This window comes from Massilia sp. BAP21 (genome assembly GCF_057801335.1).
In genome coordinates, this window is record NZ_CM173596.1 from 4,235,853 (window position 1) to 4,255,359 (window position 19,507).

The 19,507-nt window shown below is 66.4% G+C and carries 16 protein-coding genes; 8 read left to right on the forward strand and 8 right to left on the reverse strand.

Annotated features, from left to right (window positions below):
- Positions 1-30: 30 nt before the first annotated feature.
- From ACWYRN_RS18820 to ACWYRN_RS18840, 5 genes are all read right to left on the reverse strand, one after another.
- Entirely contained in the window at positions 31-621 is a 591-nt protein-coding gene (locus ACWYRN_RS18820; RefSeq protein ID WP_229435118.1) for an acyltransferase, read from the reverse strand.
- A gap of 1 nt (position 622) precedes the next feature.
- Entirely contained in the window at positions 623-1,684 is a 1,062-nt protein-coding gene (locus ACWYRN_RS18825; RefSeq protein WP_488689123.1) for a Gfo/Idh/MocA family protein, read from the reverse strand.
- 20 nt (positions 1,685-1,704) lie between these two features.
- Positions 1,705-3,033, reverse strand: a complete 1,329-nt coding sequence (locus ACWYRN_RS18830; RefSeq protein ID WP_488689125.1) for a nucleotide sugar dehydrogenase — start codon at positions 3,031-3,033, stop codon at positions 1,705-1,707.
- 51 nt (positions 3,034-3,084) lie between these two features.
- On the reverse strand, positions 3,085-5,040 hold the full coding sequence (locus ACWYRN_RS18835) for a polysaccharide biosynthesis protein (RefSeq protein WP_488689127.1): 1,956 nt from the start codon (positions 5,038-5,040) through the stop codon (positions 3,085-3,087).
- A 521-nt stretch (positions 5,041-5,561) separates the two neighbouring features.
- Entirely contained in the window at positions 5,562-6,503 is a 942-nt protein-coding gene (locus ACWYRN_RS18840; RefSeq protein ID WP_488689129.1) for an N-acetylmuramoyl-L-alanine amidase-like domain-containing protein, read from the reverse strand.
- Between the two features lie 236 nt (positions 6,504-6,739).
- On the opposite strand from ACWYRN_RS18840, the gene ACWYRN_RS18845 reads away from it, so the two are divergent.
- From ACWYRN_RS18845 to ACWYRN_RS18875, 7 genes are all read left to right on the forward strand, one after another.
- Complete coding sequence (locus ACWYRN_RS18845; protein ID WP_488689131.1) at positions 6,740-9,745, forward strand: TonB-dependent receptor; 3,006 nt, start codon at positions 6,740-6,742, stop codon at positions 9,743-9,745.
- Positions 9,746-10,045: 300 nt separating this feature from the next.
- Positions 10,046-10,210, forward strand: a complete 165-nt coding sequence (locus ACWYRN_RS18850) for a hypothetical protein (RefSeq protein ID WP_229435124.1) — start codon at positions 10,046-10,048, stop codon at positions 10,208-10,210.
- A 38-nt stretch (positions 10,211-10,248) separates the two neighbouring features.
- Positions 10,249-10,422: a hypothetical protein gene (locus ACWYRN_RS18855; RefSeq protein ID WP_229435125.1), complete on the forward strand. Its 174-nt coding sequence runs from the start codon at positions 10,249-10,251 to the stop codon at positions 10,420-10,422.
- 237 nt (positions 10,423-10,659) lie between these two features.
- On the forward strand, positions 10,660-11,034 hold the full coding sequence (locus ACWYRN_RS18860) for a LiaF transmembrane domain-containing protein (RefSeq protein WP_488689134.1): 375 nt from the start codon (positions 10,660-10,662) through the stop codon (positions 11,032-11,034).
- Positions 11,027-11,818: a LiaI-LiaF-like domain-containing protein gene (locus tag ACWYRN_RS18865; protein ID WP_488689136.1), complete on the forward strand. Its 792-nt coding sequence runs from the start codon at positions 11,027-11,029 to the stop codon at positions 11,816-11,818. The genes ACWYRN_RS18860 and ACWYRN_RS18865 overlap by 8 nt, the downstream gene beginning before the upstream one ends.
- Positions 11,819-11,831: 13 nt before the next feature.
- Entirely contained in the window at positions 11,832-12,917 is a 1,086-nt protein-coding gene (locus tag ACWYRN_RS18870; protein ID WP_488689137.1) for a sensor histidine kinase, read from the forward strand.
- A 9-nt stretch (positions 12,918-12,926) separates the two neighbouring features.
- Positions 12,927-13,679 carry a LytR/AlgR family response regulator transcription factor gene (locus tag ACWYRN_RS18875; protein ID WP_488689139.1) on the forward strand — a complete coding sequence of 251 codons (753 nt, stop codon included), beginning with the start codon at positions 12,927-12,929 and terminating at the stop codon, positions 13,677-13,679.
- Here ACWYRN_RS18875 and ACWYRN_RS18880 read toward each other — a convergent pair.
- The 3 genes from ACWYRN_RS18880 to ACWYRN_RS18890 form a co-directional block, all read right to left on the reverse strand.
- A complete protein-coding gene (locus tag ACWYRN_RS18880) occupies positions 13,660-15,936 on the reverse strand; it encodes an ATP-dependent DNA helicase (RefSeq protein ID WP_488689141.1) in 2,277 nt (758 codons plus the stop codon). The genes ACWYRN_RS18875 and ACWYRN_RS18880 overlap by 20 nt on opposite strands.
- Positions 15,933-17,642 (reverse strand): VRR-NUC domain-containing protein, encoded by a 1,710-nt coding sequence (locus tag ACWYRN_RS18885; RefSeq protein WP_488689142.1) that lies wholly within the window; start codon positions 17,640-17,642, stop codon positions 15,933-15,935. Before ACWYRN_RS18885 ends, ACWYRN_RS18880 begins: the two co-directional genes overlap by 4 nt.
- A gap of 100 nt (positions 17,643-17,742) precedes the next feature.
- A complete protein-coding gene (locus tag ACWYRN_RS18890; RefSeq protein ID WP_488689144.1) occupies positions 17,743-18,522 on the reverse strand; it encodes a hypothetical protein in 780 nt (259 codons plus the stop codon).
- Positions 18,523-18,627: 105 nt separating this feature from the next.
- Between ACWYRN_RS18890 and ACWYRN_RS18895 the strand changes: the two genes are divergently transcribed.
- Positions 18,628-19,467: a M15 family metallopeptidase gene (locus ACWYRN_RS18895; protein ID WP_488689146.1), complete on the forward strand. Its 840-nt coding sequence runs from the start codon at positions 18,628-18,630 to the stop codon at positions 19,465-19,467.
- Positions 19,468-19,507: the final 40 nt, after the last annotated feature.

Consider the following 19,507-nt stretch of genomic DNA (forward strand, 5'->3'; position numbering starts at 1 on the left):
GATGGATCGGGCGCGGTGTCTGGCCCTGATTCAAGCCTGTGCTTCGGGGACCAGCATGCAGACGCCGTCCTGGAGCAGGTACAGGTCGCCGGTATGCGGGCACAGGGCTTCGCCGTTGCCGCCCAGGCGCAGCGGCAGGCGCTCGCCGTGGCGGCTCATCCAGCCGATCTGGCGCGCGGGAACGCCGGCCATCAGGGCGAAATCGGGTACGTCGCGCGTGACCACGGCGCCGGCGCCGATGAAGGCGAATTCGCCGACCGTGACGCCGCAGACGATGGTGGCGTTGGCCCCGATCGTGGCGCCGCGTTTCACGCGCGTGCGGCGGTACTCGTGCTTGCGTTCGACGGCGGCGCGCGGGTTGTGCACGTTGGTGAACACCATGCTCGGCCCGCAGAAGACGTCGTCTTCCAGGGTGACGGCGTCGTAGACCGAGACGTTGTTCTGGATCTTGACGCGGTCGCCGATGACGACGTCGTTGGCGACGAACACGTTTTGCCCGAGCGAGCAGCCGGCGCCGACGCGGGCGCCGGCGCAGACGTGGGCAAAGTGCCAGACCCGGGTGCCGGGACCGAGCGTGGCGCCGTCGTCGACGATGGCGCTGGAATGGATGCCGGCGTCCATCTCAATACTCCAGCGGCAGGGCGACGCGCTTGCCGTCGCGCGCCGACATGTAGGCGGCCACCAGCACCTCGAGCGACTTCAGTCCCTCGCGGCCGTCGGTCTCGGGTTCGGCTTCGCCGCGCAGCACCTTGATGACGTTGTCGTAGTAGAGCGGGTGGCCGAAGCCGTAGACCGAGGTGGTCTCGTAGCTGGCGTCGCGCACCTTGTCGTCGTCGGCGTCGGGCGTCGCGAATTCCCATTGCTGGACTTCGTTGACGGCGACGCCGCCGATGCGCACCGTGCCGTGTTCGCCCAGCACCGTGATCGAGCCTTCCATGTTGCGCGGGTAGGTGAGCATGGTCACGTTCATCGAGCCGAGCGCGCCGTTGCGCCAGCGCAGGCTGATGACGCCGGTGTCCTCGACCTCGATGTTGCGCGCCAGGGTGGCGGTGTAGGCTTGCAGGCTTTCCACCGGGCCGATGATCCAGTCGATCAGGTCGACGTAGTGGCTGGCCTGGTTCATGAAGGCGCCGCCGTCGAATTCCCAGGTGCCGCGCCACTTGGCGCTGTTGTAGTACTCGTCGGGCCGGGTCCAGAACACGTTCAGGTTGACCATGTAGATGCGGCCGAAGCGCTTCTTGTCGACCGCGCTTTTCAGCAATTGCAGGGTGGCGTTGCGGCGGTTCTGCTTGACGACGAACAGGCGCACGCCGGCGACGTCGGCGGCATTCACCATGCGCTTGCCGTCTTCCCAGCGCGTGGCCATCGGCTTTTCGGTGATCACGTGGCGTCCGGCGCGCGCGATGCGCACCGCCTGCTCGGGGTGCAGGCCCGAGGGCGTGGTGACGATGAAGGCATCGGCGTCGCAGCGCGCCAGCATGTCGTCCAGGCTGGCATAGGCTTCGGCGCCGGTCTTGTCGGCTGCCTCGCGCAGGGCGCGCGGGTCGATGTCGCAGACGCCAACCAGTTCGCAGCGTTCGCGGTGTTCGGCGATGGCAGCGAAATGGTTCCTGGCGATGCGGCCGCAGCCTACCAGGGCAAAGCGGATCTTGCGGTCGACGATGGCGGGGGGATAGTTGCGCATGACGTTCTCCGGTGATCGCTTCAGGCCTTGACGACGTGGGGCAGGCGTTCCAGGTAGACGCCGCGGGTGTCGACGATCAGGTTGGCATAGCGTCGGATCATGTCGTAGTCGAAGGCGCTGTGGCTGGTGGCCAGCAGCACCAGGTCGTAGGACGCCAGGGCGTCGGGCGTGAGCGCCACGCTGGAGAGTTCGAAGCGGTGCTCGCGCATGCGCGGGAACACGGGCACGTGCGGGTCGGAATAGTCGACGTGGGCGCCCTTGTCGCGCAGCAGTTCCATCAGTTCGACCGAGGGCGACTCGCGCATGTCCTCGACGTCTTTCTTGTAGGCGATGCCCAGCACCAGCACGCGGCTGCCCATCACCGAGCGCCCGCGCTGATTCAGGGCGTCGGTGACCTTGCCGATCACCCAGTGCGGCATGTCGCTATTTATTTCGCCGGCCAGCTCGATGAAGCGGGTGTGGACGCCGTACTGGCGCGCCTTCCAGGTGAGGTAGAAGGGGTCGATCGGGATGCAGTGCCCGCCCAGGCCCGGACCGGGGTAATAGGGCGTGAAGCCGAAGGGCTTGGTGGCGGCGGCGCGGATCACCTCGTGGATGTCGATGTCCATCTTGTCGGCGATGATCTTCATTTCGTTGACCAGGCCGATGTTCACCGCGCGGTGGATATTTTCCAGCAGCTTGGTGAGCTCCGCGGCGCGGGTCGAGCTGACCGGCACCACGCGGTCGATCGCGGCGCTGTACAGGGCGACGCCGGCTTCCAGGCAGGCCGCGGTGCTGCCGCCGCAGACCTTCGGAATGGTGCGGGTTTCGAAGTGGGCGTTGCCCGGGTCTTCGCGCTCGGGCGAGAACACGAGGAAGACATCGCGCCCGACTTCCAGGCCGCGCGACTCCAGGCGCGGACGCAGTTCTTCCTCGGTGGTGCCGGGATAGGTGGTGCTTTCCAGGGAGAGCAGCTGGCCGGGGCGGATGAAGGGCAGCAGGGCGTCGACGGTGTCGAGCACGAAGGACAGGTCGGGTTCGCGGTAGGCATTCAGGGGCGTGGGCACGCAGATGACCAGGGCGTCCGCTTCGTGGGCGCGGGTGAAATCGGTGGTGGCTTCGAAACCGGCCTCGCGCGCAGCGGCGATGTCGTCGGCTGCGATGTGGCGGATGTAGCTCTCGCCGCGGTTCAGCTTCTCGACTTTCGCGCTGTCGATGTCGATGCCGAGCACGCGGAAACCGGCTTCGGCATAGCGCAGGGTCAGCGGCAGGCCGACGTAGCCGAGCCCGATGATGCCGACGACGGCTGTGCGGTCGCGCAGTTTGGCGGTGAGCTGTTGCAGGTGGGCCGATTGGTGTTCGTCGCGCATGGGTATCCTCGCCAATTCAAGGTAAAAGAATCAAAAACGGAAGCCGTGCCGCTAGATGCGGAAGGGCACGAACTTGTTGATCAGACTGAGACGGGCCGGCTCGGGCAGCGGCACCGGTGCCGCGGCCGGCAGCTGCGGCGTGTATTCGCTGACGATGGCCTTGACCATCGATTCGATCATGGCGCGCTCGTGGGTCTCGCAGGCCATCATCAGGCAGGTGATGCAGGTTTCCAGCACGCTGGGACGCAGCGCGTTTTCCTTCATGCGCATGATGCGTGGATGCTCGCTGGGGAAGACGGTGCCGTCGGTGAGCAGTTCCTCGTGCAGCTTTTCGCCCGCGAACAAACCGACAAACTTGATCTCGATGTCGCCGTTCGGGTTCTGCGGCGATTTTTCGGTAAGGCCGGACATCGCGATCATGGTGCGCGCCAGGTCGACGATGCGCACCGGCTCGCCCATGTCGAGCACGAAGACGTCGCCGCCCTTGGCCATGGCGCCGGCCTGGATGACCAGCTGCGCAGCCTCGGGAATGAGCATGAAGTAGCGCGACACCTCGGGGTGGGTGATGGTGAGCGGGCCGCCCTTGGCGATCTGGCGCTGGAACAAGGGGATCACGGAACCCGAGGAACCGAGCACGTTGCCGAAGCGGACCATGCAGAAGGTGGTCTGGCTGCCGCGCGCGGCCGCCGCCTGGAAGATCAGTTCGGCGATGCGCTTGCTGGCGCCCATGATGTTGGTCGGGCGCACCGCCTTGTCGCTGGAGATCAGTACGCAGGTTTCGACGTTGTGGCGGGCGCAGGCGCTGGCCACGACCTGGGCGCCGAGCACGTTGTTGCGCAGGCCCTCAACGATGTTGGCCTCGACCAGGGGCACGTGCTTGTAGGCGGCGGCGTGGTAGACGGTGTCGACGTGGCTGCCGCCGAGGATGCGTTCGACCAGGTCGGCATTGCAGACCGAGCCGAGGTGGGCGTCGATGCGCAGGTCGGGGAAGCGGATGCTCAGTTCCTGGCGCACCGTGTAGAGCGCGTATTCGGAGTGGTCGAGCAGGTGCAGGCGCGCCGGGCCGAGGGTGACGATCTGGCGGCACAGCTCTCCGCCGATCGAGCCGCCGGCGCCGGTGACGAGCACGGTCTTGCCGCGCACGCAGCGGGCAAAGAGGTCGAGACGCGGCGGCACCGGCGGGCGGCCGAGCAGGTCTTCGAACTTCAGTTCGCGGATCGAGTCGCGTGGACGCACCCGGTCGTCGGCCAGGTCGACCAGGCGGCTGAGGATCTTGGTGGTGACGCCGGCTTGCGCCAGGCGCTGCATGATGTCGCGCAGGCGCTCGGCCGGCATGGCGGGCACGGCGATGACGACGGTGCGGATGCCGTGGGCGGCGACCAGGTCGGCCAGGCGGTCGGTGTGGAAGACGCGCAGGCCGGCGATGGTGCGGTCGACCAGGGCGCGCTTGTCGTCGAAGAAGCAGACCGGGCAGTGTTCGTCGCTGTTGCGCATGGTTTGCGCGAGGCGCGCGCCGGGTTCGCCGGCGCCGTAGATGGCGACGGCGTCCGACGTCTGGCGGCCTTTCGTATGATTGCGCAGGAAATTGCGCATGCCAATACGCGAGGTGACGACATACGAGAAAACGATAAACCAGTAAATAGCCAATGCGCTGCGGGGAAATACCGCGTCGTTAATGGCAAACAGCACGACATAAGCACATAATACGGCAATGCCGAGGGCAAGGCCGGTGGCGCCCAATAATCGCTGGTCGATGAAACGGATAACGGCCCGATAAAGATCGGACATCGAAAAAGCGGCAATCGTGACCAGCGCCACTAATATATAAGAGGCCGGGCCGTAATTGGCAGCGAGCCGCATGTCGCCGCGCAGCAGCAGGGCGATCAGGAAGCAGAGGGGCAGCGCAAGCAGGTCGATCGCGACCATCAGGGCGATTTTCGTGGTCCGACCGAGCGACACCATGCGGGCACAGAATTGGTTCAGGATATTCGTGGACTGGGTCGACATGGTAATCGCGGTCAAATGGTTGCGGGAATGCGGATTATCCAGGCTGGTAAAAACAAGGAATTAACGTGCTCAGCAATATTTCCGCGATTAATTAAATCAATGAGCGAGAATTAGACTAATCATCGCTGAGTAAGTTTATTATCCGGCCGCCTCGGCGTGCAGCGTTTGACCCTGCTCAACCGCGAATTGCGAATTAAAATGAAGAACGGCTGTCGTTAAATATAAGAAATGGAAATAGGAAATATATCGACGTAATTTACGTGATAGATTTCTTTTTAGAACTATTTCAGAAGATATTGGCGTGCCGCACAGGCGAGCTGGACGGGCATAGGGCAGACGCCGGGAACGTGATGAGCGGGAAGTGCGGGGGAAAGGCAGCGGAGAACCGCGGAGACATGAAGCTGGAGTAACGCGCGGACGAACAGCGGGAGGGAAGAACGTCCGTGAAGCGCGGGAAGTCGCCAGCGCCCGCCGTCCGGCATCGGGCGGCAGGCAAGGGCAGGCGGGGGAAGGTCAGTCCGTCAGGCTCCCGGACGCGGTTGCGGCGCCATCGGCGGCACCACGATGTTGTCGTTCAGGCGCAGGAACTTGAAGCCGGCCAGGCGCTGGCCGTTCTTGCCCTCGCGCGCATTCTTCGCTTCGCGCTCGGCGGCGCGGGCGATGTAGGATTCGAAGGTCTCTTCGCGCACCCGCGGTTCCGACGAATGCAGGAAGTGGCGTTCGCCATTCGGCCCAAGTACCACCAGCCCGACGTGCGAGGCCCAGTGCTCGCCGTCGCGGGTCGAGATCACGTTCACGAAATCGCCTTCCTGCAGCTGCGCCGCGATCGCGGCCACGCTCTCCTTCGGCACATAGGCCTGGCGGCTGGTCTCGACCGGGATCTCGCGCACCGTGTTGTGGCGCGTCTTGAGGAAGCGTGCGCGGTCGACGCGCATGTCGTAGCCCGGAGCGCCAGCGCCGGCCAGTTCGGCGCTGATATCGGTGACCAGCCAGCGGTTCGACACGTTCCAGTCGAGTTCCGTGTAGTGGTTGCGCGTGGCCACTCCGATCACGCCGTCCTTGTAGCGGATGCGCTGCAGCATCCAGAAGAACTCTTCCCACGATTTCGAGAGCGCCATCGCGTAAGTATGTTCCGCAAATACCACGCAGTCGCTGTGGTCCAGGCTGAACAGCGGCAGGTTGTCGTGCACCTCAAACGGGAATTCGCCCAGCAGATTCAGGATGTAGGGCTGGCCGATGTTCTTGCGGCCGATGGCGGCGATGCGCTTGCGCAGGTCGGGCTCGGCTGCGTGCTGCCAGGCCACGTAGCGCCCGGCTTCCACCGGACTCATCTGATAAAGCGGTTTCTGCAGGATGGTCTCGATGGGGACCGGGGTGGCCGGCGCCTGGGCGGTCTTCGGCGCGGGCGGGGTGGCGCAGCCGGCCAGCACGGCGCCGGCGAGGAGCAGGGAGAGTGAGCGCATGGGCAATGAATTCCGAGAATCGAAACGCCAACGCTAACGCGCGCCGAGTCAATTTGACAATGATTATTCGTGGCCCAGCCATAACCGGCGGTTGCAGGCGATATGTACATTCCTCCAAGTTATGACAGGAGGATGACAAGTGATTGTGCAAGTTATTTGCTTATAGCTAATACTTTCAGTATGGCAGAAAAGTCATGCTGCCGCAGGACGCCAATACTTATATCAGGAGAGAGAACATGTTCAAGCAGAAGCCGCTCGCAGCGGCCGTATCGACCGCGCTGTTCGGCCTGGCCGCACTGCCGGCCCTGGCCCAGGACAGCGAGGCGCAGGCGCCGATGCAGACCGTCGAGGTCACCGGCATCCGCGCCTCGATGGCCAAGTCGCTCGCCGTCAAGAAGAACGCCACCGGCAACGTCGAGGTCATTACGGCGGAAGACGTGGGCAAGATGCCCGACCGCAACCTGGCCGACTCGCTGCAGCGCCTGGCCGGCGTGGCCGTGCGTACCGACTATGACGAAGCGGAAAAGGTGTCGATGCGCGGTACCAACCCCGACATGTCCCTCATCCTGTTCAACGGCCATACCGTTTCCGGCGGCGACTGGTACGTGGGCGACCAGGGCTCGAGCTCGCGCTCGACCAGCCTGTCGCTGATGCCGTCCTCGGTCCTGAACCAGGCCCTGGTCTACAAGACCTCGTATGCCAACATCGTCGACGGCGGCCTTGCCGGCACCATCAACGTCACCACGCGTAAACCCCTGGCGCAGAAGGAACGCCTGTCGGGCGTGGCCAGTATCGGCGCCAGCTATGCCCAGTTGCCGGACAAGACCGCGCCCGACGCCGACGTCTCGGTCAACTGGAAGAACGAAGCGAACACCTTCGGCATCATCGCCCAGGGCTTTGCCCAGAAGCGCTACGTGCGCCGCGATTCGGTGTCGCGCTTTGCCTACGGCACCAGCAGCGGCTGGGGCGAGATCAATACCGCCACCATGCTCGGCATCACCGACGCCTCGCTGGCCGGCACCGGCTACACCGCCGCCGACCTGAACGGCGTGCGCCTGCCGGGTTCGATGAGCTCGGAATTCGTCGAGTCCGTACGCGACCGCAAGGGCGGCATGCTGTCGATGCAGTTCAAGCCGAACGCCGACCTCGACGTGACACTGACCGGCTTCCATTCGCAGATGAACGCGAACAACAATGGCCGCCTGACCTCGGGCGCCATCTACTCGATGCTGATGGGTAAGGGCGAAGCGCTGGGCGGCACTACCGGCACCTCGCCGAACACCTCGTCGAACGGCCAGCGCGTGTATGCCCAGATCCGCAATCCGGTGATCACCACCGAGCGCACCTTGTACGGCCACGAGCTGAAGGTCCTGAAGTCGGCCGACATCGTCTTCCCGGACGGCACCACGCCCCAGTACGTGGGCAACTCGGAAGGCTTCTACCGCGACGGCGCCAAGGCCACCAGTTCCTTTATCGACCTCGACGCGAAATACCGCGTGACCCCGGACCTGACCGTGAAGGGCCTGTTCGCGACCACGCGCGGCGTCGGCAAGACCGACCTCGACCAGGGCACCACCTTTGCCCGCTACGGCACCGGCGTGTCCTACGCGCTGCGCGGCCTGCACGAAGCGCCTTATGTCCAGTACCAGGGCGCCGGCAGCAACCAGCCGGGCATCAACCCGGACGGCAGCGGCTACATGATCGTCGGCCGCACCGCCTCGGGCGTGAAGACCACCGACAAGGAATCGAGCGGCCAGGTCGACGCCGAATACAAGCTGAACAACGCCTGGGTGCAGTCGCTGGAAATGGGCCTGCGCCACGCCGACCACAAGCGCGACAGCCGCCGCTGGGGTCCGGCCTTCCGCACGCCGCTGACCGTCACCTACGATGCCACCGGCAAGATCATCCAGTCGACCGTGACCCCGACCGAGGGCTGGCAGCCTTACCCGGGCAACTTCGGCTCCGGCCTGGGCGGCTCGGGCTGGGACAACACCGGTTTCACCTACACCCCGGAAGCGCTGAAGGCCTACATCGCGGCCAACACCAAGGAAACCAGCGAAGCCTTCGAGCGCCGCGTCAGCACCGAAATCGACATGCGCGAGCGCCAGAGCTCGGCCTACCTGATGGCCAACCTGGAGAATGGTCCGTGGTCGGGCAACGTCGGCCTGCGCTACGTGCGCACCGTGGTCGACGCCCAGATCGCCACCCCGATCCCGAACCCGCGCACCTGCCTGCGCAGCGCGCCGGGCCAGGCGCCGACCGTCTGCGCGGCTTACCCTGGCGCGATCACCGATGCCGGCGATGCGGTGGCCTTCTACGACGGCGCGACTTTCAACCCGCTGTCGGGCACGATGTACTACAAGACGCCGACCCACAAGGTCTTCAAGAACTTCCTGCCGAGCCTGAACCTGCGCTACGAGATCACGCCGGACATGATCGCCCGCTTCGGCGCCAGCCGCACCATCGGCCGCCAGAACTACAACGTGCTGGGCAGCGGCTTCGGCACCCCGGGCTGCGACGTCAACGGCTGCCGCGTGACGGGTCCGAACCCGGACCTGCATCCGCTCACCTCGGACAACGTCGACATCTCCTGGTCCTGGTTCTTCGCGCGCCGCTCGAACGTGACGGCCAGCGTGTTCCACTCGAAGATCGACGGCTACGTGAAGACCGGCACCGTCGGCACCTCGACCATCGAACTGACCGATCCGCGCGACCAGGTGGTGAAGACCTTCTTCATCAACACCTCGTCGCAGCAGGGCGCGAAGATCACCGGCATCGAGCTGGCCTACGAGCAGCCCTTCGGCCAGAGCCCGTTCGGCTTCACCTCGAACGTCAGCCGCGCCAAGACCAAGGTCGACGACGGCCGCCCGATGGTGGGCGCCTCGGAATGGGCCGGCAACCTGGGCCTGTACTTCGAGAACGACAAGGCCTCGGCGCGCCTGGTGGCGAACTACCGCGGCGAGTACGTGAACAGCACCACGGCGCCGTCGCCGACCGCCAACAGCCAGGGCAACTCGGTCATCAACGGGATCGTGATGCCGACCGCGCCGACCATGGCCGCACCGGTGACCACGCTCGCCCTGAACGCCAGCTACAACCTCACGCAGCAGCTGTCGCTGTCGTTCAGCGCGACCAACCTCACCAATGTGAAGCGCGCCTACTACCGCTACAGCGAGGAAGAGCAGCAGAAGCTGGATGTCGCCGGGCGCCAGTTCTACCTGAACCTGCGCTACAAGTTCTGACCGCGCGGTTCGCGCGAACAGGCGAGGGGAGCTGCGGCTCCCCTTTTTCATGCCTGGGCGCAGCGGCCGCGCAGGACACTTAAGCCTGCCTTAATTGCCGAGTTCTTCCGCGCAGTGTGCGGCAGCTAACGGTGAACCGGCGACGCCCTCGCTATGATGAACCTGTGTGAGTGAGGCGCCTGCGATTCGGTTCGGCGGGCAGCCAAATACCTCAACAGGTTAGCCGGTCGCCTCGAGGATCGGCACCAGATTCCACGCCGTCGCCATGTGGCGCCGGCATGCAGTGCAAGCGGAGGCGCCATGTCTGCAACGACCACGAATCCACCGAAGCATGTTGTGCGCGAATACCTCGAACGGCGTTCGCGCGACCCGAAACCGCCGCCGGCACCGGAAGAAATCCGCCGCCAGCTCGGTTGGGAAATGCTGATGCCGGCGGACGTGCGAGTATCGCAGCACCGCTCCTGACCACTGCCTTGTATACCGTTTCAACAGAGGAGAAGGTCATGACCAAGAAAATCGGCAACAAGCACGAAGCCCAACACCGCGGCAAGCAGGAACGCCTGGAAATCCGCCGCACCAACATCGCACGCGAAGCCGTGAAGAAGGCCGAAGCCAGCGCCAAGTACCGCAACCAGGTCAAGAACCAGCCGGCGATGAACCTGTCCGCTGCAGCCTGACGCGCGGCAGCGGAGCATCACGCCATCCGGCCCGCCTTTCGAGGCGGGCTTTTTTTCGTCCCTGCGGTTTGTTTCCGCATTGCGTCTCCAGCGCCCCGGCCACGCCGCCCACCGCCAGGCGGCGCAGCCCGCCGATTCCTCCGTCATTCACCGATCCGGCGCTGCCATTCGCCGAATGGCGCTTTTCCACGCCGGCGCACGCGGCTATCGTACAGACATCACAACACGGAGGACGGCATGGGCACCGAAAACAACGGTTACAGGCAGCGCAAGCAGATGATGTGGGGACTGGTCCTGATTGCGGTCGGCATCGCCTTCCTGCTCGACCGCATGGACGTCCTCGACGTCGCGACGCTGTGGCATTATTGGCCGCTGCTGCTGGTGGTGGCGGGCATCAACCAGACCATCGGCTACCCAAGCCCCAGGGAGTTCACAAGCGGGCTGTGGACGGTGTTCATCGGCCTGTGGCTGTTCGCGGTCTTCGAAGGCTTATGGGGCCTGACCTTCCGCAACAGCTGGCCGCTGTTCATCCTGATGTGGGGGCTGCAACTGGTGCTCGCGCCTGTGTTCGCGCGCCGCTTCGCATCGAACAAGGAGAAGGAACATGTATAAGGACAGCTTCGAAGAAGGCGGCATGAAGGGGCATGATGTCAAGCGCCAGCAACGCCGTGCGCGCCGCGCCGAACGCGGCATGACGGGGCAGGTGGTGCTGGGGCTGATGGTCATCGTGGTCGGCCTGCTGTTCCTGCTCGATAACCTCGACATCCTCGACCTGCACGACGCGGTGGCCTTCTGGCCGCTGGTCTTCATCTTCGCCGGCGTCGCCAAGCTGCTCGACACCTCGACCCCGAGCGGCTACCTGATCGGCCTGGCCGGCATCGGCATCGGCACGGTCATGATCCTGAACCGGCTCGGCGTCATCTACATCACCTGGCGCATGGCCTGGCCGCTGTTCCTGATCGGCGCCGGCGCCGTGCTGGTCTACCGCGCCACGACCGGACAGCGCCTGGTTGGGCACGGCATGGTCGACGACAAGCCCGGCGAGGGCCTGGCGCCGGCCGGCGACACGCAGAAGATCGACGTCACCGCCATCCTCGGCGGCTTCGACCGCCGCGTGCACAGCCAGGACTTCCGTGGCGGCGAAATCACCGCGGTGATGGGTGGCTGCGTGCTCGACATGCGCGGCGCCTCGATCGCGACCGGCGAAGCCGTGATCAACGTGTTCGCCTTCTGGGGCGGCGTCACCATCAAGTGCCCGCCCGACTGGACGGTGGTGCTGCAGGGTACGCCGATCATGGGCGGCTTCGACGAGAAGACGGTTGCGCCGCCCGACGGCAACAAGCGCCTGGTGATCCGCGGCTACGCGATCATGGGCGGCGTCGAGGTCCGCAACTGATGGTGACCGGCTGATGCATGCGCGGCGCAGCATCGCGCTCTACCTGGCGGCCTGGCTGCTATTCGGGCTGCTGCTCGCGGGACTGATCGTGGCCGCCACCGGCGCGCGCATCGGCGCCAGCCTGCTGTTCGCCCTGCCGCTGGCGCTGGTGTATGGCTGCGCCAGCGGCTTTTCGTCGTATTACCTGTGCCGCGCCTACCCGTTGGCGAGCAGGCCCCTGCACTCGGTGCTGCTGGTGTTCGCGGGCACCGCGGTCTGCGCCAGCCTGCTGTGGACGGCGGCCGGCAGCGGCTGGAGCGAATTGCTGCGCGGCGTGTCGGCCAATCCTGCGCAGGGCACCCTCGTGGTAACGCGGCCCTTTGCCGCCCTGATGTTCGGCCTGGGCGTGATCCTATACGCGATGACGGCGGTGGGCCAGTACCTGGCGCTGGAATTCGAACGCGCGCGCAGCCTCGAGCGGCGCGAACTCGAAATGAAGCTGGCGGCCCAGGAAGCCGAACTGCGCATGCTGCGCACCCAGATCGACCCGCACTTCCTTTTCAACAGCCTGAATTCGATCAGCGCCCTGACCTCGATCGACCCGCCGGCGGCGCGCAGCATGACCTTGCAGCTGTCGGACTTCTTCCGCCGCAGCCTGGGCATGGATGCCCAGCGCAAGGTGCCGCTGGCGCAGGAGATCGCGCTGGTGCGTGCCTTCCTGGCGGTGGAGGGGGTGCGCTTCGGGCCGCGTCTCGCCTTCGAGGACGACGTGGCCGGCGATGCGGCCGACTGCCTGGTGCCGCCGATGATCCTGCAGCCGCTGGTGGAGAACGCGGTCAAGCACGGGATCGGCCACCGGCTCGACGGCGGCGCGATCCGGATCGTGGCGCGGCGCGCGGGCTCGCTCTTACGCATCCGCGTCGAGAACGATGCCGACGACGAGGAAGCGGCGGCGCCGGTCGCCGGTTGCGGGATTGGCCTGGCCAACGTGCGGCAGCGCTTGACGGCGACTTATGCGCACGAGGCCAGCATTCACTGGCTGCGCGAGCCAGAGCGCTTTTGCGTCGACCTGACGCTGCCTGCCGCCGGCATGGCGCGGCACGCACCGGATACGGACTAAGGAGGGGACATGCGGGTCATCATCGTGGACGACGAACACCTGGCGCGTGCGCTGCTGCGCGAATTCCTGGGCGCCTGGCCCGACATCGAGATCGTGGCCGAATGCGCCAACGGCTTCGAGGCGGTGAAGGCGATCGGCGAGCTGCAACCGGACCTGGTCTTCCTCGACATCCAGATGCCGAAGCTCGACGGCTTCGAAGTGGTGGAGCTGGCAAATGCCAGTATTGCTGCCGGCAGCCCCGCGCGCACCCGCTACGTCTTCGTCACCGCCTACGACCAGTTCGCGCTGAAGGCCTTCGAGGTACGCGCCATCGACTACCTGCTGAAGCCCTTCAGCCGCGAACGCCTGGCCCAGGCCCTGCACAGCGTGCGCAGCCGCGCCGTGCCGCCGGAGCAAATGGAAGGGTTGGTACAGGACGCAGCGAAGCGCAACGGCTTCATCGAACGCGTGCTGGTGCGCGACGGCGCGCGCGTGCACGTGGTGCCGAGCGCCAGCATCGACTGGATCGAAGCCCAGGACGACTACGTGGCGATCAGCACCGCCGGCAAGACGCACCTGAAGAACGGACGCATGGCGGAACTCGAAGGCGGGCTGGACCCGGCGCTGTTCCTGCGCGTGCACCGCTCGTATATCGTGAACATCGGCGCCATCGCGCGCATCGAGGCGCCGACCCGCGACAGCTGGTGCGCGGTGCTGAAGGACGGCAAACGGGTCCCGGTCAGCCGCAGCGGTTACGCCAAGCTCAAGGAGCTGATGCGCTGAGTGTGTCTACTTGCCACCAGCGCGGCAGCAGCTCGCGCACGGCCGGCTGGCCGAAGCGGTCGTCGATCAGGTAGACGGTGCCGCGGTCCTGCTCGGTGCGGATCACGCGCCCGGCCGCCTGCACCACCTTCTGCAGGCCCGGATACAGATAGGTGTAGTCGTAGCCGGCGCCGAACATGGCCTGCATGCGCGCGCGCAGCTGCTCGTTGACGGGATTCAGCTGCGGCAGACCGAGCGTGGCCACGAATGCCCCGATCAGGCGTGCGCCCGGCAAATCGACGCCTTCGCCGAACGAGCCGCCCAGCACCGCGAAGCCGATGCCGCGGCCTTCGGGCTGGAAGCGGTCCAGAAAAGCTGCCCGTTCCGCTTCGCTCATGCGCCGCTCCTGGCGCCAGACCGGCACATCCGGGTGCAGCCGGGTGAAGAGATCGGCGGCCTGCTCCAGGTAATCGAAGCTGCTGAAAAAAGCCAGGTAGTTGCCGGGCGCTTGCGCGTACTGGTCGGCCATGAGTTGCGCGATCGGCGCCAGCGATGCCGCGCGGTGCTGGTAACGCGTGGAGATGCGGCTGGCGATGTGCACCGCCAGCTGGCCGGCGGAGAAGGGCGATTCGACGTCGACCCAGCCGGTGTTCTCCGGCAGGCCGAGCAGGTCGGCGAAATAATGCCAGGGGCTGAGCGTGGCCGAGAACAGCGTCACCGAATGCGCGCCCTCGAAACGGGGCTTGAGGAAAGGCGCAGGCACGACATTGCGGATGCAGACCGTGGTGTCCTTGCCGTCACGCGTGATGTCGCACAGCGAATGCTCGCCGAAGGATTCGGCCAGGCGCTGAAAGCCCAAGGCGTCGAAATGAAAGCGCTGCAGGTCCGGGTCGAGCGGCACGGCCTGCTCGGCCAGGTAATCGTTGATGGTGCTGGTGGCGTTCAGCAGGGCCGACAGCAGCTTTTCCGGCGGCGCGGCCAATAGTTGGTAGGGCGCGGGCGCATGCGCATCCATCTCGCCCCAGGCACGCGCCACCTTGGTCAGGGCCTTCTTCACGGTCTCGGAAGGCGCAGCGGCGCGCGCCATGCGAAGAAGCGCGCGATCGAGTTCGCCCGAATACATCGAGCGCGCACGCGACACCATGTTGTGCGCTTCGTCGACCAGCACGCTGGCGCGCCAGCCCTGTTCCTGGGCCAGCGCGTAGAGCATGGCGCCGCCGTCGAAGTAATAGTTGTAGTCGCCAACGATCACGTCGCTCCAGCGCGCCATCTCGCCCCCCAGGTAATAGGGGCAGACATCGTGGGCCAGGCTGACGTCGCGCAGGGCGGCGCGGTCCAGCACCGGCACCTCCAGGGCCGCGGCGCGAGCGGCCGGCAGGCGGTCGTAGAAGCCTTTCGCCAGCGGGCAGGAGGCGCCCTGGCAGGCCTTGTCTGGATGTTCGCAGGCCTTGTCGCGTGCGGTCAATTCCAGCACGCGCAAGGGCAGGCGCGGATCGGCGGCGCGGATGGTGGCGGCGGCGTCGAGGGCAAGCTGGCGGCCCGGGGTTTTCGCGGCCAGGAAGTAGACCTTGTCGATGCGCTGGGCTGGCGCCGCTTTCAGCACCGGGAACAGGCTGCCGACGGTCTTGCCGATGCCGGTCGGGGCCTGGGCCAGCAGGCAGCGCGCGGTGCTGTTGGCCTTGAAGACGGTCTCGGCGAGCTGGCGCTGGCCGGGGCGGAAGCTGGCGTGCGGGAAGCGCAGCGCAACCAGGGCCGCATCGCGCGCCTCGCGGTGGCGCAGCTCCTGTTCGGCCCAGGCGATGAAACGGAGGCATCGTTCTTCGAAGGTCGCCTTCAGTTCGGCGGCGCTGCGGGTTTCGCGCAGCACTGTCTCATGGCCGCTGCCGATCTCGTAGTAGACCAGTGCCAGGTTGACGCTGTCGAGTCCGAGCTGGGCGCACAGCAGGTGGCCATACATGCGCACCTGGGCCCAGTGCAGGTGGCGGTGGTTCTCCGGCATCGAGGACAGCTTGCCGCGGTAGGTCTTGATTTCTTCCAGCAGGTTCTCGCGGGCGTCGTAGCCGTCGGCGCGGCCGCGCACGTGCAGCAGGCCGTGGTCGCCGGAGAGCGAGACTTCGGTGCGGTAGCCGTCGCCGCGGCGCGCCGTTACCACGGCATGGCCGGCGATGCCTTCCTGGGCCGTGGGCGAGGGCGTGAAGCGCAGGTCGAGGTCGCCCTGCTTGGCGGTGAACTCGCACAGGGCGCGCACGGCGACAACGTACTTCGCCGGCTCGCTCAAGCAGCCTGCTCCCACTGCAGGTAGCACACCGAGACCGGCATGCCGTGGGTGGCGCAGTACTCGATCCAGCGCAGCTGGTTGTCCTGCAGGCGGTCGCCCGGCCCCTTTACCTCGATCATGTTGTAGCGCTTTTCATGCGGCCAGAACTGGATCAGGTCGGGGAAGCCGGTGCGGTTTTCCTTGACGTCGGCCAGGATGCGCTCGCACCACTTCTTCAGGTGGGCGGCAGGGATGCAGTCCAGGGCCAGTTCGAGCAGGCCGGCGTCCAGGTATTCCCAGGACACGAAGGGCGAGGAGATGCCGGCTTTTTCCGCGAAGTGGCCGAGGATGGTGGCGCGGTAGCGGCCATCGTCGCACTGGGCCAGGCAATCGGCGAACTCGTTCGCGCGGCGCTGGTGGAAGTCGGGGCTGTACAAATCGGCCGGGCCGCGGTGGAACGGGTGGAAGAAGGCGCCGGGAATCGCGGCGAAGATCGCGCGCCAGCACAACAGCCCGAAGAGGGCGTTGGCCAGCATGTTTTCGACGTAGAACACGGGTGCGTGTTCGCCGGCCAGGTGCTCGCGCACCACGCCTTCGACCCACCAGTCGCCCGAAGGCATGGGCAGGCACAGGTCCAGGCGCACCGGGTCGGGCCGGCGCGCGATGGTCTTCGGGTGGCCGAGGCGGCGCGCCAGGCGCGGGCCGATGCGCAGCAGGTGCTGGCGCTCGGCGTCGTTCTCCGGCGCTTCGCGCGCCGCCAGCAGCAGTTCCCAGGCCTCGTCGTAGCGTTCGGCCTTTTCCAGCACGCGGATGGCGCGGCCGCGCGCGCCAGGGAAGCGACAGCGCGTGTAGACGGCGTGGGCATTCGCCCAGTCCTTTCCCTTCTCGTAGTGCTGGCCCATCTGGAACAGCAGCTTTTCGCGCCGGCTCTCGAGCCAGTCGTTGTGGAAGGCGTGTTGCGGCACGTCGCGCACGATGTCCTCGAGCGGCTCCAGGCCCTCGGCGAAGCGCGCGCGGCAAGCGTGCAGGACGAGGTAGTGCTCGATGTCGCTGCGCTCGCGGAAACCGCGCGAGGCCGGCGAGAACTCGACCTGCTCGTAGCGGAACAGGCCGAGGTCGGACAGCACGAACTCGGTCCAGTCCTGGCGCAAATTGCCGAAGAAGATCAGGCGCAGGCGGTCGCACAGGGGCTTGACGTGGATGCGCAGGGCGAGGTCGCCGCTGTCCTGGAACCAGCTGGAGAAGGAGCGGACCGGAGGCGCGGCATCGCTCTCGCCGGATTGGTTAGCAACTTCCCCCGCAGTCTGCTCTGCAGTCGCGCCCATGCTGGCGCGCAGGGCTGCGAGCTGCTCGGCCTTGCGCGCGTTCTTGTGCTGGAGGCGGTCGCCAAAGGCGAGGACGAGTTCGGGCTTGGAGAGCAGGTCGAACAGTTCGTCGAGGGTGAGGTCGGGGTCGCCCGACACCCAGCCGGTCGGGAACAGGTGTTGCGCCGCTTCCACCGGGCAGCCGATTTCGGCATAGCGCAGTTTGCTGGCGCGAAACAGCTCGCCCTTGCGCATGACCATGCGCACGAACAGGGCGCGCGCCGGCTGCGGCAGCGCCGGGAAGGCTGCAATGAAGGCCTGTTCTTCGTCGGTCAGCAAATCCGGGTAGCGCTGCGCGATCCAGTCCAGGACGGCCTGGAAGTTATCCAGGTAATAAAACTCGTTTTCCAGAACCCTGTTCATCTCGAGACGCCACTGTGCTTATGTACAGTATAGCCTCGGGTGCCGCCTTCATCCCAGCATTTTCAGGCGCCGGGATGCCTGGCCGTGGTTTTTTGCCACATCAGGGACGGGGCGGAGCCGAGGACTGCGGCGGGCATTTCGGCCCGGTGCAGGGCGCCGGCTGTTCGCGCTCGCCGCGGTGGCGTTCGGAATGCGCGATGATGGCCGAGATCAGGGCGACGTCGGTGTCGACCGCGGGTTCGGCGGCGGTGGGCGACGCCGCCTTGTTCCGGGCACGCGCCGCCGCGCCGGCCTTGGCGGCGGCCGGGCGCGTCGCCTTTGCCGTGCGCGGGGGCGCTTTCTCGGCTTTCTCCGCCTTCTCGGCCTTGTTGCTCCTATCGGCCTTGGCCAGCGCAGCCGGCCTGTCCGTTTTTGCGGGCCTGGCTTCGGCCGGCTGCGCCGGCTTGGCCGTGGTGGGCGCCGTAGCAGCCTGGACCGGCGCGCTCTCCTTCGGCGGTGCCACCGGTCTGGCTTTTGCCGTCCCTTCCGGCGGCAGCATCACCAGCGGCGGCGGGGCGGCCGGCATGCTCTGCGGCTGGTCGACGATCACGGCCGGGGCCGGGGCTGCCGGAGCCGGGGCCGGCGCATCGGCCTGGGCCGGCGTCACGGTGTCCGCCTCGGCCACGCGCTCGGCCTGCACCTGGACCTGCATCGCAGTCGCCGTTTCGTGGTTGTCGTAGGCCAGCCACGCCACCGCACCGACCAGGATGCCGGAAAAGGCCGCCGCCGCGCAGTACCAGGCCAGGCGCGGGCTGGTCATGCGCGTGCCGCTGCGCCGTGCGGCATCGCGTTCCAGCATCGCCAGGATGTTTTCTTCACCGGCCCCGCGGCGCGACGACATCAAATTCGGTCGCGTCGAGGGCCCTTGATTTTCGTCTGTAGGGCGCACGGCATTACTCCTAAGATATTCGTTTCCAATCCGATTAGAAACAATCTGGGAAAAACCATGCTGATTTTTCTCGCACTTCTGTACTTTTGCGTCGCCTGCACCCTGATCTGGCTGGCCTGTTTTCCAACCGGAAGGGCGATGCTGGGCCAGTTCGTCTTCAGCCTGCGCAGCCGCATGAAGCGGCGCGATGCCACATGGCGCGGGGCGCCCGCACGCGAGCGCGGGGCGTTCAGGCGCGGCCTGGCCGGCGGGCTGGCGGCGGCCATGAAGCTGGCGCGCCGCAACTGGATCGTGTTCGCCATCGGGGTGCCGGTGATTGCAATTCCCTCGCTGCTGGCCCTGGTGCTGCGCTCGCCCGCCATGCTGCCCGACTATGTGCCGACCGCCGCGCTGCCCGACGCCCAGATCGCTGCGCTGCTGCAGGGCGAGCAGCTGGTGCCGCCGGTGGCGCCGCCGCCGCTGGCCTTTACCACCCAGGAAGTGGTGCTGGTGCGGCCGATGCTGGTGAGCGCCAGCCGCAACTGGGGCCTGCTGCACCCGGACTTCAACGCGCGCCTGCTGCTCGCCTTCAAGATCATGAAGGAACAGCACGGCTATGAAATGGCGCTGCTGGAAGGCTACCGCAGCCCGGCGCGCCAGGACCTGCTGGCGCAGATGGGCGGCACCGTCACCAATGCGCGCGCCTTCCAGAGCTGGCACCAGTACGGCTTGGCCGCCGACTGCGCATTCTGGCGCGACGGCAAGCTGGTCATTTCCGAGAAAGACCCCTGGGCCATGCGCGGCTACCGGCTGTATGGCGAGGTGGCCGAGCAGCTCGGCCTGACCTGGGGCGGACGCTGGAAAATGATGGACCTCGGGCACACGGAATTGCGCTTGCCGGGGGTGATGCGCCGCTAGCACACCTTCCCAAGGAGCTTGATGCGGGTCAAATTTTTCC

Excerpts from the sequence above, each read along its gene's own strand:
- ACWYRN_RS18885 (WP_488689142.1), bottom strand. The coding sequence starts at position 17,642 with ATGAACAGGGTTCTGGAAAACGAGTTTTATTACCTGGATAACTTCCAG.
- ACWYRN_RS18845 (WP_488689131.1), top strand. The coding sequence starts at position 6,740 with ATGTTCAAGCAGAAGCCGCTCGCAGCGGCCGTATCGACCGCGCTGTTC.
- ACWYRN_RS18890 (WP_488689144.1), bottom strand. The coding sequence starts at position 18,522 with ATGTCGTCGCGCCGCGGGGCCGGTGAAGAAAACATCCTGGCGATGCTG.
- ACWYRN_RS18830 (WP_488689125.1), bottom strand. The coding sequence starts at position 3,033 with ATGCGCGACGAACACCAATCGGCCCACCTGCAACAGCTCACCGCCAAA.
- ACWYRN_RS18835 (WP_488689127.1), bottom strand. The coding sequence starts at position 5,040 with ATGTCGACCCAGTCCACGAATATCCTGAACCAATTCTGTGCCCGCATG.
- ACWYRN_RS18850 (WP_229435124.1), top strand. The coding sequence starts at position 10,046 with ATGTCTGCAACGACCACGAATCCACCGAAGCATGTTGTGCGCGAATAC.
- ACWYRN_RS18895 (WP_488689146.1), top strand. The coding sequence starts at position 18,628 with ATGCTGATTTTTCTCGCACTTCTGTACTTTTGCGTCGCCTGCACCCTG.
- ACWYRN_RS18865 (WP_488689136.1), top strand. The coding sequence starts at position 11,027 with ATGTATAAGGACAGCTTCGAAGAAGGCGGCATGAAGGGGCATGATGTC.
- ACWYRN_RS18875 (WP_488689139.1), top strand. The coding sequence starts at position 12,927 with ATGCGGGTCATCATCGTGGACGACGAACACCTGGCGCGTGCGCTGCTG.
- ACWYRN_RS18820 (WP_229435118.1), bottom strand. The coding sequence starts at position 621 with ATGGACGCCGGCATCCATTCCAGCGCCATCGTCGACGACGGCGCCACG.
- ACWYRN_RS18855 (WP_229435125.1), top strand. The coding sequence starts at position 10,249 with ATGACCAAGAAAATCGGCAACAAGCACGAAGCCCAACACCGCGGCAAG.
- ACWYRN_RS18860 (WP_488689134.1), top strand. The coding sequence starts at position 10,660 with ATGGGCACCGAAAACAACGGTTACAGGCAGCGCAAGCAGATGATGTGG.
- ACWYRN_RS18825 (WP_488689123.1), bottom strand. The coding sequence starts at position 1,684 with ATGCGCAACTATCCCCCCGCCATCGTCGACCGCAAGATCCGCTTTGCC.
- ACWYRN_RS18840 (WP_488689129.1), bottom strand. The coding sequence starts at position 6,503 with ATGCGCTCACTCTCCCTGCTCCTCGCCGGCGCCGTGCTGGCCGGCTGC.
- ACWYRN_RS18870 (WP_488689137.1), top strand. The coding sequence starts at position 11,832 with ATGCATGCGCGGCGCAGCATCGCGCTCTACCTGGCGGCCTGGCTGCTA.